12 protein-coding genes are annotated in these 13,751 nt (G+C 62.1%); 9 read left to right on the top strand and 3 right to left on the bottom strand.

Going from position 1 to position 13,751, the window contains the following annotated elements; genetic code table 11:
- Positions 1-9 precede the first annotated feature (9 nt).
- Together NM961_RS03880 and NM961_RS03885 are read right to left on the bottom strand one after the other, a co-directional pair.
- Positions 10-525: a DUF1993 domain-containing protein gene (locus NM961_RS03880; RefSeq protein WP_255911470.1), complete on the bottom strand. Its 516-nt coding sequence runs from the start codon at positions 523-525 to the stop codon at positions 10-12.
- Between the two features lie 118 nt (positions 526-643).
- Positions 644-2,395 (bottom strand): trypsin-like peptidase domain-containing protein, encoded by a 1,752-nt coding sequence (locus NM961_RS03885; RefSeq protein ID WP_255911472.1) that lies wholly within the window; start codon positions 2,393-2,395, stop codon positions 644-646.
- Between the two features lie 659 nt (positions 2,396-3,054).
- Between NM961_RS03885 and NM961_RS03890 the strand changes: the two genes are divergently transcribed.
- The 9 genes from NM961_RS03890 (at position 3,055) to NM961_RS03930 (ending at position 12,980) form a co-directional block, all read left to right on the top strand.
- Positions 3,055-3,357: an HxsD-related protein gene (locus tag NM961_RS03890; protein WP_255911474.1), complete on the top strand. Its 303-nt coding sequence runs from the start codon at positions 3,055-3,057 to the stop codon at positions 3,355-3,357.
- The gene (gene hxsB, locus NM961_RS03895; RefSeq protein WP_255911476.1) at positions 3,354-4,871 is read left to right on the top strand and encodes a His-Xaa-Ser system radical SAM maturase HxsB; all 1,518 of its coding nucleotides are present in this window, start codon (positions 3,354-3,356) and stop codon (positions 4,869-4,871) included. Before NM961_RS03890 ends, hxsB begins: the two co-directional genes overlap by 4 nt.
- The gene (gene hxsC, locus NM961_RS03900; RefSeq protein WP_255911478.1) at positions 4,858-6,090 is read left to right on the top strand and encodes a His-Xaa-Ser system radical SAM maturase HxsC; all 1,233 of its coding nucleotides are present in this window, start codon (positions 4,858-4,860) and stop codon (positions 6,088-6,090) included. The genes hxsB and hxsC overlap by 14 nt, the downstream gene beginning before the upstream one ends.
- Entirely contained in the window at positions 6,087-6,761 is a 675-nt protein-coding gene (gene hxsA, locus NM961_RS03905) for a His-Xaa-Ser repeat protein HxsA (RefSeq protein WP_255911480.1), read from the top strand. The genes hxsC and hxsA overlap by 4 nt, the downstream gene beginning before the upstream one ends.
- A 65-nt stretch (positions 6,762-6,826) precedes the next feature.
- Positions 6,827-7,201: a hypothetical protein gene (locus tag NM961_RS03910; RefSeq protein ID WP_255911482.1), complete on the top strand. Its 375-nt coding sequence runs from the start codon at positions 6,827-6,829 to the stop codon at positions 7,199-7,201.
- A 67-nt stretch (positions 7,202-7,268) separates the two neighbouring features.
- Positions 7,269-9,365, top strand: a complete 2,097-nt coding sequence (locus NM961_RS03915) for a hypothetical protein (RefSeq protein ID WP_255911484.1) — start codon at positions 7,269-7,271, stop codon at positions 9,363-9,365.
- A 188-nt stretch (positions 9,366-9,553) separates the two neighbouring features.
- The gene (locus NM961_RS03920) at positions 9,554-10,594 is read left to right on the top strand and encodes an ABC-three component system protein (RefSeq protein ID WP_255911486.1); all 1,041 of its coding nucleotides are present in this window, start codon (positions 9,554-9,556) and stop codon (positions 10,592-10,594) included.
- Entirely contained in the window at positions 10,582-11,097 is a 516-nt protein-coding gene (locus NM961_RS03925; RefSeq protein WP_343231901.1) for an ABC-three component system middle component 2, read from the top strand. Before NM961_RS03920 ends, NM961_RS03925 begins: the two co-directional genes overlap by 13 nt.
- Entirely contained in the window at positions 11,088-12,980 is a 1,893-nt protein-coding gene (locus NM961_RS03930; protein WP_255911490.1) for a hypothetical protein, read from the top strand. The genes NM961_RS03925 and NM961_RS03930 overlap by 10 nt, the downstream gene beginning before the upstream one ends.
- A 153-nt stretch (positions 12,981-13,133) precedes the next feature.
- On the opposite strand, the gene gmtX is transcribed toward NM961_RS03930, so the two are convergent.
- Positions 13,134-13,403: a gamma-mobile-trio protein GmtX gene (gmtX, locus tag NM961_RS03935; protein WP_255911492.1), complete on the bottom strand. Its 270-nt coding sequence runs from the start codon at positions 13,401-13,403 to the stop codon at positions 13,134-13,136.
- Positions 13,404-13,751 lie beyond the last annotated feature (348 nt).

The following is a 13,751-nucleotide window of genomic DNA, read 5'->3' on the forward strand; positions in this document are numbered from 1 at the left end:
AAAACCCGCTCAGCGCGGATTCGGCACGCCGAGGAAATCGCGCTTGCCCAGCTCCACGCCGTTGTGGCGCAGGATCATGTAGACCGCGCTCAGATGGAAGTAGAAATTCGGCAGGGCGAAGCCGAGCAGATAGTCCTGGCCCTGGAAGTGCAGCTCTTCGCTGCGGGTAGGTATGCGGATCTCGCGCGTTTCCGCGCCGGCGAACGCGGCCGCGTCCAGGCTGTTGACGAAATCCAGCGTGCGGCGGATGCGCTGGCGCAGTTCGTCCAGCGTGGTCTCCACATCCTCGAACGACGGCGGCGCCACGCCGCAGAGGCGCGCGGCCATGCCCTTGGCGAAATCCGAAGCCAGCTGCACCTGGCGCGTAAGCGCGAACATGTCCGGCGCCAGGCGCGCATTCAGCAGCACGGACACATCGAAATTGCGCGCCGCGGCGGAAGCCGCGGCCTTTTCCAGCAGCGTGTCCAGCACGCCGAGATTGCGGTTGACGGTGACCTTGACGGTATCGAACACGGTGAGGCTCATGGGCGGCTCCGGCGTGAAAGCCGCAACCATCCCACCGTTGACAGCCGCCTGGCCAGCGCCAATTCCGCCAGCGCCCGGCGGACGGACCGGCCCATGGCAGGGCCGGCCCGGGCAGGGATCAGTACGGCAGCTTCTTCATCGGAATGGTGCGGTTCACGCCCTCGACGTTGTAGGTGAAGGTCGCATCCGTGGCCGAGGTGAAGGTCAGGCTGAAGGTGCCGATGTCACGCCGCACCAGCTGGCGCGGATCGTAGTTCGGTCCCCAGGCCGGGCCGGTCCAGCGCAGCACCTTGCCCTGCGCCGCATCCGCGCCCACCCACTGCGGATCCAGCTGGTTCCACTGCGCGCGGCCCTGGCCGTCGTAGACGAACCACAGCGCGAACAGCACGTTGCCGTAGGAGAACAGGCTGAGGCCGCGGCCGCCCTCGCCCGGGCTGTCCCACTGGCCGCTGTAGTCGCGCGTGGGGCCGGCGGCCTGGGTGGTCAGGTATTGCTGGATGGACGGGAAGATCTGGTCCAGGCGCGAGTAGAAATCCACATTGCCCGCCGCCTCGCTCTGCCCGGTATTGCCGCAGGAGGCGCCGCCGCCGAACAGGCCGCCGCGCAGCTGGTAGCCGGAGCCATTCAGCGTGAACAGGCCCGAGCCACTGCTGCCCTGCTCGGTCGTGCCCTCCGACCAGGACGACTTCCAGGTGCTGTCCACGTTCTGGCCGCCGAAATTGACGTTCGCGCGCGTGCCGCTGTGATTGCCGCGGCTGACCTTCTTGATGTCGCCGGAGGGATGATGCACGCCGATCACCGCCGTATTCGGCGTCAGCGCATTCGCATTCCAGCCCGCCAGCACCGCGCCGCCCGGCGGCGTGTTGTTCAGGCGCAGCAGCGCGCCGTCGGTGCTGCCCTGCGAATACAGCAGCTGCGCACCGCCGCCGACCTGGGTGTTCGGGCCGTTGGCGTCCACGCCGCAGCTGGGCGTCTCGTTGTTCCAGAACGTAATCAGCGACGAAGCTTCGCTCTGGTTGCCGATGCAGTGGTGCGCGGTGAAGAAATACGGGATCTGGGTGGCGGCGTCCTGGTCGTTGAGCAGGGTGCCGGTACAGGTATACGCGGCCCCGTCGGACTGGAAGATCATCCGCGCGACCGAGTTCTTGATGCTGACGAAGGGCTCGCCCAGCGTGCCGACGCGGCAGACCACGTCGACGTTGCAGCTGTCGGAATCGCCCAGCGCCTTGCTGCGGCCGGCGCCGGTCTGCGGCGCGACGACGAGGTGACTGAGCGCGCCCACGGCCAGCACCACCTTGGCCGGGTCGACCTCGGCCGGAATGAACAGCTCCAGGCGCTGGCGCTCGCCGTCGGTGGCCGCGGTCCAGAACACGCCCTGGGCATCGGCCTGGGCGCGCGCGGCCTTGCCGTCCACTGCATAAATGTGATCGCCGAACACCGCACCCGCCACGCGCAGCTGCACGCCGTCCGGCCAGCTGCCCACGCGCAGCGCCGTGCGCAGGCCGGCCGCACCCGGCGAAACCACGTCCAGCCGCAGCACATTGCCACCGGCCACCGCCGTCAGCTCGGCGCCCGGCACATCGGCCACCGCCTCGCTGGCGATGCTGCGCGTAATGCCGATCTGCAGCCGGCGCTGCTGCGACTCGCGATTGCGCCGCTGCATCGCCTCCACCCGCTCCTGCGCCAGCGCCGGCAGCCCCAGCTGCGGCACCGCCGCCCCCGCCGTCGTGGCCGCCTTCCACTGCTCACGCACCGCCGCGGCGGCCTTGTCCACACGCAATGCCTCGCTGGAAGCCTCCAGCGGCGCCGCCGCCTGCAACAGCGGGGAAACCAGCAGCGCGGCCGCAAGGCCGGCAAGTCGCATCTTCATGATTCAACTCCAAATTGGCACCGGGACCGCGAGTAGCCCCGCGGCGGAACTATACCCTTACCTTGCGGGAACGAGCGGGTGGGATGATTCCGCACAGATCCGGCAAGAGTGAACCTGGATTACGCAATCCGGTGGGGGTTTGCCTCAGGCGAGCACAATGGCAGCAACCATCAGAAGTCGGGCGGAAGTGCACGCAACTGCAAACAGCATCGTGAGCAACAAGACAAGTGACAGTCAAAGTTCAGATACATCGGAGTGCCTGGAGCATTGCACCTGTTCCGTAAAGACCAGGACCAGATGAACTTCCCACCCCATTCACTCCTTAGTATCGCTGTCGTGAGACAGAGCATTTCCTTAAGGACGAAATTAGTATACCTATTGCTAAAGGATCAACCCGCCGAACTCGTAGCATCGTGAAGTACTGGCATGTGGCCGAAGCAGTCGAGGAATTGGCTCTGGAGTGGGCAGTAATCGAATAGCCCCCTTCGAACCCAATCTCAGCCTGAGAGGTTAGATTCTCGAATGGCAGTACTGCTTTATTTTGGGTTGTCCCAATGCTTCTGAAGGGAAATAGGCGCACGGGAGCCTGAGGCACATTTGCACGGTTGGATACCTTTTTCTCTCGTGGTACCGTGGCCGTGCTTACTCAGGGGGCTGACGTGAGCAACACACCGTTTTTTCTCACAATTCAGCATTGTGAAGCCGCCCATTCGGTCGTTCAGCGGACGGCTCACCGGTTCGCCGGCCGGTGTTCGCTGTCGGTTGAGACGGCGGACGACCGGTCCGTGGTTCGATTGGTAGGCGTTATTGATGACCCCGAGCGACTGGAGCGCGAATTCCGCGCCGCCCTGCTAGACGACGTGCTGCGCGCCCGCATCGAGGCGGAGACCGCACCGCTCCGCCAACTGATCGTCGAGGCCGCCCTGCGCTCGGCGCTGCGCGAGCCGGGCGCCGGCGCGTGAAGTTCCGCCCACCGGAAGCCTTTAAGCCGCCCGCCGCCGCCGGCTACCGCCTCCTGCCGTTCCGCTTTGGCCGCCTGTCCTCCCGCCCGGACGAGGTGCTGGTCACCGGAGACAGCGGTCGGTTTGCCTTTCTCAGCGAGGCGGACTTCCTGGCGTTCGCCCGCCACCAGCTCGCCCCCCATTCGCACCTCGCACTCGACCTCGAAGGTCTGGACCTGCTCCACCGCGGCGACGGCCCCATCCCGCTCGACCGGCACGCGGTCGCTTGGCGCACGCGCAAGGCCTTTGTGTTCGAAGGCCCCTCGCTCCACCTCTTCGTCGTTTCGCTGCGTTGCCACCACAGCTGTCAATACTGCCAAGTCAGCCGGCAGCCCGAGGGCGGCGCCGGCTTCGACATGGACGAGGCCACGGCCCGCGCGGCAGTCGATCGGCTCTTTGAATCGCCGGCCCGGCAGTTGACCGTGGAATTCCAGGGCGGCGAACCGCTGCTCGCCTTCGATCGCATCCGCGGGATCGTGGAGGACGTGGGCGAACGGAATCGGACGGCGCGGCGGACCATCACCTTCGTGCTCGCGTCGACGCTCCACGGCGTTACGGCCGAACAACTGGCGTTCTTCCGCGAGTACCGCTTCGAGCTGTCCACATCGCTCGACGGCCCCGAGACGCTCCACAATCTCAACCGATCGCTCCCGACGCGGGACAGCTACGCCCGAACGATGGCCGGCGTGGCCGCGGCGAGGGAAGCCTTGGGCGCCGAGCACGTCAACGCGCTGACCACGCTGACGCGCGCCAGCCTGACCCAGCCCGAGGCCATCGTCGACCATTACGTCGAGCAGAGTTTCACGTCGATCTTCCTGCGTCCCCTGAGCCCCTACGGCTTCGCCAAGCGCGGCCTGGCGCGTCAGGGCTATTCGACCGAGGAGTTCCTGACGTTCTACCGTCGGGCGCTGGCGCACCTGATCCGGCGCAACCTCGAAGGGCACGCGATCTCGGAGGCCTATGCGACCGTGCTGCTGACGAGCATCCTGACGCCCTTCTCGCACGGCTACATGGACCTGCGCTCGCCCGCCGGCGCCGGTCTGGGCGTACTGGTTTACGACCACACCGGCAAGGTCTACCCCAGCGACGAGGCCCGTATGCTCGCCGCGGAGGGCGACGAACGCTTCTGCCTGGGATCGGTCCACGAGCCCTACCGCGACCTGATGCTGTCCGAACCGATGCAAGCGATCCTGGCCGCCGGCCTCACGGAAGCGCTGCCCGGCTGCAGCGACTGCGCGTTCCAGCCCTACTGCGGCGCCGACCCGGTCGACGCGTACGCGCGCCAGGGTGACGTCCACGGCTACCGGCCGACCTCGGCGTTCTGCGCGCGCCAGACCGGGATGTTCGAACTGCTGTTCGGCTACCTGCGCGAGGGCGATCCCGACGTCTTGCGCGTGTTCCAAAGCTGGGTGCAGCGCCGCAACCCGAGCGAGATGAGGCCGGAGCGACCGGAGGTGTTCCATGCAGCCGCATGACGCCCCGGCCAGCTTCGAGGGTGCGCCGACGCACCGCCTGCTCAAGGTCGTGGACGGCCTGAGCTTCGCGCTCAGCGACGCCCCGCCGGAGCGGTGCGCCTGGTTGGCGTCGAAACCGGATTCGGCCGTCCCCGACCTGCCTTGGGGTGCCGTGCTGAGCGGACCTGGAGGCCCCGCTGACGCCGTCGTCAGCGCCCGCGAGGCTGACGTCGACGTCCCCGGTACCCGCCGGAGGAACACCGGTTCCTCGCTCCGCGTTCGGCTGGCGCATGCCGCTGCAGCGGCACCCGGCGACGTCATCGAGTTGCTGCCCCAGCGGGGCCGGATCCGAACCCGGTACCGCCGCGGCGCCAACGCCAACACCCTGTTCGCCACGGAGCGGTGCAACAGCTATTGCCTGATGTGCTCCCAGCCGCCGCGCCAAGTGGACGACGACTGGCGGGTGCAGGACATGTTGAAGGTGGTCGCCCTGCTGGACCGCCACACGCCGGAGCTGGGCATCAGCGGCGGCGAGCCGACCCTGCTGGGCGACGGCCTGGTCGAGGTGCTGCGGGCGTGCCGCGACCGATTACCCGACACGCCGATCCACGTCCTGTCCAACGGGCGCCTGTTCGGCACGACCGGGCTGGCCGCGGCGGTCGGCGCCGTGAAGCACCCGCACCTGACCTGGGGCGTTCCGCTGTACGCCGACGTGGCGTCGGTCCACGACTACGTGGTCCAAAGCGCTGGGGCGTTCGAGGAAACCATGCGAGGATTGCTGCTGATGGCCAGCCACGGCCTGTCGATCGAAATCCGCGTGGTGCTGACGGCACCGACGGTCGCGCGCCTGCCGGCTTTGGCCGAATTCCTGTACCGCCACGTGCCGTCCGCGGTCCACGTCGCCTTCATGGGACTCGAACCCATCGGCTTCGCCCTGGCGAACCGCGACCCGCTATGGATCGACCCGGACGACATGAAGGGTCCGCTCACGCAGGCCGTGCACCACCTGGCCAACCGCGGCATGACCGTCTCGCTCTACAACCTGCCGCTGTGCGTGCTCCCGTCCGAACTTCGCCCGTTCGCGCGCCGAAGCATTTCCGATTGGAAGCAGCGGTACCTGGACGCCTGCGCGGGCTGCGCCGCCCGGAGCGCGTGCGCCGGATTTTTCGAATGGGTCAAACCGGGCTGGCTGCCGCGGGGCATCCGGCCCTTGAACGAAACCGAGGTCGTCGAAGCATGAGCACCAAGATCCCGCTCAAACTGCGCTTGCAGCAGTTCGTTCAGCTGGTCGTCGGGCTGGGCGCAGCTGGCGCGTCGCACGCTACCGCGATGGTGCCGCCCACCACCGCGCTCGACACGGACGCCGATCTGGACCGGTACACGCACACCCAGTCGTTGAACGCCGATTCCCAGCTGCTGGCCCGTGGACACCGCAGCCATTCGAGCCATCGATCGCATTCGTCCCACTCGTCGCACTATTCGAGCAGCGGCGGCTCAGGCTACGTGGCCCCACGGGCGCCGGTGTATTCGCCGCCGCCCGCGCCCGCCACGGCTCCTTCGCGAGCGCCGGCAACCAGCGTAGCGCCGACGCGGAAGTCCACCGCATCGCCTTCAGTAGCTCCGTCCCAATCTACGCCCGCACCGCTGTACACGATGCCCGGCGTCGAGGTCGAACCACCGGCTAGCGCCGCGACTCAGGGCACACGTACGCGCGACGCGCTGCGCATCTTGGTCATGAGGGTTCAGGCCGCGCTATTGCTGAAGAACTACGACCCCGGAGAGGTGGACGGGACCATGAGCGCGGCAACGATTGCAGCACTGAAGAAGTATCAGGCGGACCGGGGGCTGAAGGTCACCGGGACGATCAACGCGCAGACACTGGATGCGCTGGCGTTGAGGGCGAGCTTCTGACGCAGACGCTGCGCCCTGTTGTCCGAGCAAACATTTTTCGCCGCCCTCTCCCACAGGACCACTTCATGATCGCGTCGCTAGTACTTCTTTCCGTGGCACTGCAGGGCGCACAGGAAATCACGCCCCTGTCCACGAAGGCCGGCCAGCTCGCCAACGGACTGACGCGTTCCGAAGTCATCGGCCGCCTCGGTCGTCCAACTTGGGCGGTTCTGCCCACCGACAAGGGCGACTTCAAAACTCCTGACCCATCGGTTTCGCTGGTGCTGATCTGGAAGAACCCGCCCTGCGCGCCGGTTGTTGTCGATTTCGATCGAAACAAGAAGGTAATCGGATGGGACGAGGGGCGGGCCATCTGCGGCAAGGATGTTCAACTGCTGCAATTGGAACCTCCGAGCAACCGCTTTTGTTCGCTCTCGGATCGCAGCAATTACTGCGACTGAGCGAGTAAAATTTGAATATTGTGATAAATAATTTATATCACTAATGGTCACGAAAAAAAGGCTGCTCATGTTTACAATTGAAGAAAACTGGAAAACCCGCTTCAAGGGCGCGCACGGCAAGGCCAACAGCAACAAATCTGGCTGGATAGCTGACCACCCCAGCGACTCTACTTTTGTTGAGCCGCAACTTACGGTCATCGAAGGCGATCCGACTACCGCGCAAGTGTTGGTCGTTGCAGCACCTGGCGCTGTCGGCAAAAGTACTTACGCGAGGATCCTGGCGGCCGAAACATCAACAGTGATCGTCGATTTGGCCAAGACCGAGCCATTGGGTGGCAATTTCTTCGTCGGCGGCATCGCAAATGCATTCGGTTTCGACGCTCTCGCTGAGGTCATGTCTGGCCGACTTGGCCTGGTCGTTGATGCCCTTGATGAAGCACAACTTCGGTCCGGCCCCGAAGGGTTTACGGCAGGACTGCTGGATCTCGCAAACATCGTCAGCACCAACGGCGCACTTCCCGCCGCCATCTTTGGCAGGGCGTCAGCAGCCGAGGACGCTTGGCTAATCCTGGACAACAGCGGGGTAAAAACCTGCCTACTTCAGATCGACTTCTTTGATGAGGATCAAGCAAAAAGATTCATAAGCAAAAAGCTGAATGCGATAGCGTCGCGAAGCGAAAAGATGCGATCTGCCTATCTTAGACACTCTAAGTCGTTCGAAGATTTCGCGGTCGAGACTCGAACTAAGCTGATGAAGTCGCCTGGGGGAAGTGACAAAAGGTTCGCCGGGTATGCGCCGGTTCTGGATGCCATCTGCTCCTTCACGCTTGACGAAGAAAATCTCAATCCGGCGACACGCACGAATGATCTTTCGTCAAAAGGGCCAGCAGAGCTTATAGAGAAAATCTCACAAGCCATCCTTGTTCGCGAACAAGAGAAGCTTCTCGCCCAGCTCAGAGAAACGGCGCCCCTCCCCACCCAACTCGACATTGCAACGGTCTACAGTCCGTCTGAGCAGTTAAGTCGTCTTTCGTCAGCGATTTTGCATACACCAGTGTCGGAATCTGTTGTGATTTCTGATCCAGATGTGCGTGAGATTTACGAGAAAATGGTCATGGAGTTCGCGCCACAACATCCGTTTCTTGACGGCGCAAATCGTCCCTCCAACGCGGCTTTCGCCGCGTACGTTTTTGTGTGGGCCTTGCGAAACGCGAAGATTTCTGACGAGGCCCGCCAGATACTTACCGCTCGCCCGAACATCGGCTCCGGCCTAGTTTTCGATTTATATGTCAATGCACTCGAAGATCCTTCTGCGATCAACCCTGCCCGTCTACCCTTGTCCCACGTCGGATTACTCTATACCTTCCTCGGCATGCAGGCATCGCAACGCGAGCGCCCGGAGTTGGAAGTCATCGGCGACGATGACCCAGAAATTGAAGTGGAATTTAATCTCTCAACTGTACAGGACTCAGACGAAGTGCCAGCACAAGGCCGGTCGTACGGTCCTTACGCGAGCGATCCGGACAGCCCACTCTCGTTCAGTACAGCACTTTCGGGAATCAGCGTCATTGCACCAGTCACGGTCATCATTGGCGACGGCAATTCAGCGACTTTGACGGATCCAGTCACTGTCGATGCCACGCGCATAGAGTTCAATGCCCGCGAAATCTATGCCTACAAATCTCACCGAAAGCCTGAGGACGGCACGTACACCATTGCGCTTTCCGCAGTGGAGTCTGATTTGGCGAAGGTGGCATCCATTTCAGTGCATGGCGCAGATTTCAGCGTAGCGCTTCCGGGCGTTCAGGCGTATCCATGGTCGCAATACGCGACCACCCCGCCACATGCACCCAGTGACGCTATCGAGATCTTGCGTCGCCGGACACGTCGAGTGCTTACTGCGTTTAGATCACATAGCAAGGGATCGTTGCGACGACTAGCCGCTAAAATCGACCATGCGAGAATGATGAAAAAAGACCAATATGGCCCGTTGGTTGTCCAACGCCTTCTCGACGATGGCATTCTAAAGCACGTTGAATCGGGAAAGTTCTATGAACTAAATGCCGATCGGCTCGCTGCCCAGATGAGCATGGACTACCAAGCCTTGCAGAAGCAAAGATGGACCCCGGCATCTGACGTGTACCTTGCTTCAATCTGCCAATAAAGCTAGAGCGTCCGGGAGCACGCGCTGCAAGATTAGATTCGGCGGGGTACCATGTGACTTTGCACGCTACGGTGCGGAAGTTGGATTGCTGCACATTACACCGTTACGTTTATGTAGGTAGAAATCGAGGACCGGGCAACGGTTTGGAACCTATGCAGCAAAAATCGGGCGCAACCCGCAATAGAAAAATGAGCCAGTTGGTTGCCAAGGGCGGTGTCATTCAGCCCTCGGCGCAGATTCTTCTCCTGAATCCCGAGCAATGGGAAGAGTTCATCCTGGTCGCGACACGAGGGCGAGTGCTCGCTGACGGCAACCATTACGCGGTTGCGAAGCGCATGGGCGGCGCCGGCGATGGCGGCCGAGATATCGAGGCCCGCTTTGACCAGGCACTGGTAGAAGACGGTTGGGATCTATATCAAGCTAAGCACTATGCGCATGGGCTGACACCCGGCGATGCATTTCCCGAAATGGCGAAATTCTTTAAGCAGCTTGCGCTGAAGACCTACCCTCGACCGAAGACCTACTACATCTGCTGCCCTAGGGCAGTCGGCAATGACCTTCACAACTTAATGGCTGCTGGGGCCAGCGCATTTAAGACGGCGTTTCTGAACGCGTGGAAGGCCGAGAATACCGGGATGAAGAGAAGGGCCGCCGAGCTGACCCTGGAGGTCCAAGCTGCCATCGATGACTTCGATTTCGACCGCTTCGTTGAATGCCCGGTACACGACCTGCTGGCGTGGCACTCGCGCAACAAATCGGCCCATTACGAGCTGTTCGGCATTGTTGCCGAGCGCGGCGACGACGCTCCGATGCCGGCTCAACCCGCCGGCAACGAGGACGTTTATATCGACGAACTCCTTCGCGTCTACTCAGAACACAAAACTTCGTCCGTCACGCGCGGCGATGTGGTCGGCAGCGCCTACGAAGAACATTTCGCCGCCCAACGGCAAGTTTTCTATTGCGCTGAGGGACTACAGCGATTCAGCAGGGACATTTACCCCAACGAACCGGAGTTCGAGCGACTGCTGGATATGGTCCATGCTGGCATCAGGCCGACAGTGGCGCAGCTCAAGCACAAAACCGGCATGGACAGGTGCGATGCCGCCATAGACAAGGCGTCGTCCTTGCAGGTCCAAGAAAGTCGGCTGTCGCCACAGCTGCGTGGTGGCGACCTTCCCGGCACTTGTCATCATCTTGTCAATGGAGGGCGGCTCAAGTGGGTGAAATAGGAAGGTCCAAATCCAAACCCATACAAGTTGCCGCATTCAACTCGCCGTTCGAACTGGGTGTTCGGATGGTTTATCTGCTAAGCGCGTTGCAACCGGCTGGCGCCGACCTGCAGAAGCTCGTATTGCTCGACTACGCGGTGGTTTACTCGGATGACCTCGGTGGTCCTCCTAGCCTTCACACACCCGTACCCTACCGCGGCAGCGAGTATCTGAGCCGCCGCGGCCTGATCGAGCAAGGTTTGTACCTGATGAGCACCCGCGGCCTCGTCGCAGTCACTATGGACACGACCGGCATCACCTACTACGCCGGCGCCGTGGCGAGGGCCATGGTTGGCGCGCTGACGTCGCCCTATCTGCGCGAGCTGGAAGGGCGATGCCGGTGGGCCGCAGAAAAGTTTTCGCCTTTAAACTCGAAAGAGATGACGGTAGTGTTCACCCAGCAAGGTCACCTCTGGGGCGCAGAATTCGAAGGTGCCCAACATAGGGGCCAACCATGGCAATAGCGCTCAAGAGGCTGACCGTTCGCGGCCCAGGTGTTGTTGCCGCGGAAGTAGGCTTCGACCGCCTCCGTAACCTTGTGCGCGGCCCGAGCGACACAGGCAAGTCCCACATTTTTGACTGCATTTGGTATCTGTTAGGTGGAAGCGCTGCACCGGAGCATCTTCCGGAGTCAGCCGGCTACGACTCGATGGAGCTGGTCTTCACTCACGGTGAGTACGAGTACCTCGTCCGTAAGGCGATCGCAGGGGGAGCAGCTGCAATCTTTGTGCGCTTGGACCCCGTGCATGCTGCAGACGGGGCGCCGAACCGCCTGGAACCAGTCGACCAGGACCTAGGTGAGCTCCTGGTGAAGCTTTCCGGAGCCGGCGGCAAACAAATGCTTCGTTCGCGAAGTGAGAGAGGCCCAGTTACTGGCGACGACCTGAGGCACTGGGCGCTGCTATCCCAGCCGGACATGATCGCGAAGGAAGCTACCAGTGGCACGGGACCCGCGGCGCCAAAGCGAGTCTCTTCTTTTTCGCTTTTTCTGACTGGTCTCGACGATTCCGCCATTGAGCTCTACAAAACCAACTCCGAAAAGGATCAGGCTGCGGGCAAGCTGGCTCTCGCAGAGGCGGAACTCGCCCGCACTCAAGCAGGCATCCCGGCTGACGTTGATCGCGAATCGACCGTAGTAGCACTTGAGCGGGTCGATGAATCCCTCGGAATGCTTACTACCCAGCTTCAGGTCCGTTCGTCGCTGCTGAGGGATCTTCGCCTACAAATCTCGGTGGAAGGCGAGGCACTCGGCGGCGCCGCAACACGGTTGGCCAGTGCAAAGTCTATCCACGAGCGTTTCACGCTGCTCGACCAGAAGTATTCCAATGATCTCGCTAGGTTAGGTGCCACGGACGAGGGGATCGCGTTCTTTGAGGCGCTGTCGGAGACACCCTGCCCACTGTGCGGCACGCCCATTGAGCAACAGATCGATCCAGGCGACTTGAAGCCCAGGGCGCCTATGAAGTATCGCGATGCAGTCGCCGCCGAAGCCGAGAAAATTCGCGAACTTCGGCGTGGTTTGCAGCAGTCCTTGGCCCACGAACAAGTCCGGATCGAAGGAGCTACGGCAGAGGTGCGACAGTTGACGTGGTCGCTGAAGAACTTAGAAGAACACGAGACGCAAATCCTGCGAACGGCAGCGGTGGAGTTCGATGCGGATCCGCGCCAGTTGGCTGAAGAGCACACGCGGCTATCTTCACTGCTCGGAGCCTTCGATGAAGCCACGCGATTGAAGCAGGAAATCGCCCGGCTGGAGCAGGAGAAGAAGCAGAAAAGAACAGCCCTCGTCCGTAATAGTGGTACGCACGACACCGAAGTCGGCAAGCTCGCCCGGGAGATGCTGGTCGACTGGGGCTTCACGACAATCGGATCGGTCTACGTCGATGCAGCCGTCTGCGATCTAGTTGTCGACGGGCGGCGGAGGCTTAGTTACGGTGCTGGCAAGCGCGGCCTGTTCCGGACGGCCCTAACTATCGCGCTGATGCGGTATGCGTTGACACAAGGACATCCTCACCTTGGAGCGGTTGTGCTGGATTCGCCCCTGAAGGCCTATGCTCAGAAGGAGTCGCCAGACGACACGGACAGGGACATTCCCACGGCAACGGTCAACGAAAGTTTCTACCGCTGGCTTTCACGCTGGGACGGCCCTGGTCAGATCATCGTGCTGGAAAACGAAGTCGTAGACCCGGTTATCGCAAGAATGCTGAAAGCCATCGAGTTCACGGACAGTCATACCCACGGCCGACAGGGGTTCTATCCGCCTCGGCCCAGCCTTCTCACTCTGCAGCCGCCTGCTCTACCTGCGCAGGCATCTGATACAGACGGGACCGATGAGTTGCTAGATTAGCAACGCGATCTGACGATCGTGATTGACACACCACTCGTTTAGTTGCGGCCAAGCTCTTGAACACTATTGCAATGCAACGGTTTTTTCGGTTACTCCGAAGTACTAGGGAAAACTGGAATATTAGATAGTAGATCTGTCACATGAGTCGGTAACTCAGAGACTTATGTTGGTGACGTCACTGAAGTGGGTGTCACCGAAGTGGTTAGCGGACGGCGCGCCGAACTCCGCGGCGATCTTCCGCAGAGCAGTGGCAAAACCCACCGGGAACAGTTCCTTCCCTCCAGCTAACAGCACGCGACCGCGGCTGTCGACCCTCAGCCCCAGACGGGCCAGCCTGTCCTCGTTCAACGCTTCCCGCAGTGCCTCCCGTTCGAGAGGCAGCAGGTCGATCGATGCATGGCGCCCGAACGTCGCCTCGGGCATTCGTCGCTCTCCGTTGATGGCTCGTCGCACCGGCGGGACGCTTGGGGCCTCCCGGCCCTTTGATCGACTAGCGACGGGTCGATTTTTCCAGTAAGAAAGAGGCGACCAAGTCATGCTGCCCACGTAACCACAGACCTGGAAGGCCCCCGGTATCGACCCCGAACTCTGTCACTCGGGCGCAACCCACAGGACCGAGGGCTTGATCGTAAACACCTCCGGCACCTAGATTTCGTGGCCGGCGCAGGCGGAGAAGGCCATCGACCGAACCGCGCCCTCAAGCTGACTTTTGTATCCAAGCCCCCTCCGACGCATCGGATACTTTGTAGGCCTGCGCCAAAGCATAGCCCA

The sequence above is a fragment of the Tahibacter harae genome, from assembly GCF_024437735.1.
In the GTDB taxonomy this organism is placed as follows: Bacteria; Pseudomonadota; Gammaproteobacteria; order Xanthomonadales; family Rhodanobacteraceae; genus Tahibacter; species Tahibacter harae.

What these genes read in the sequence shown, in the direction of transcription:
- NM961_RS03880 (WP_255911470.1), bottom strand. Translation starts at nt 525, where the DNA reads ATGAGCCTCACCGTGTTCGATACCGTCAAGGTCACCGTCAACCGCAAT.
- NM961_RS03885 (WP_255911472.1), bottom strand. Translation starts at nt 2,395, where the DNA reads ATGAAGATGCGACTTGCCGGCCTTGCGGCCGCGCTGCTGGTTTCCCCG.
- hxsC (WP_255911478.1), top strand. Translation starts at nt 4,858, where the DNA reads ATGCAGCCGCATGACGCCCCGGCCAGCTTCGAGGGTGCGCCGACGCAC.
- hxsA (WP_255911480.1), top strand. Translation starts at nt 6,087, where the DNA reads ATGAGCACCAAGATCCCGCTCAAACTGCGCTTGCAGCAGTTCGTTCAG.
- NM961_RS03910 (WP_255911482.1), top strand. Translation starts at nt 6,827, where the DNA reads ATGATCGCGTCGCTAGTACTTCTTTCCGTGGCACTGCAGGGCGCACAG.
- NM961_RS03915 (WP_255911484.1), top strand. Translation starts at nt 7,269, where the DNA reads ATGTTTACAATTGAAGAAAACTGGAAAACCCGCTTCAAGGGCGCGCAC.
- NM961_RS03920 (WP_255911486.1), top strand. Translation starts at nt 9,554, where the DNA reads ATGAGCCAGTTGGTTGCCAAGGGCGGTGTCATTCAGCCCTCGGCGCAG.
- NM961_RS03930 (WP_255911490.1), top strand. Translation starts at nt 11,088, where the DNA reads ATGGCAATAGCGCTCAAGAGGCTGACCGTTCGCGGCCCAGGTGTTGTT.
- gmtX (WP_255911492.1), bottom strand. Translation starts at nt 13,403, where the DNA reads ATGCCCGAGGCGACGTTCGGGCGCCATGCATCGATCGACCTGCTGCCT.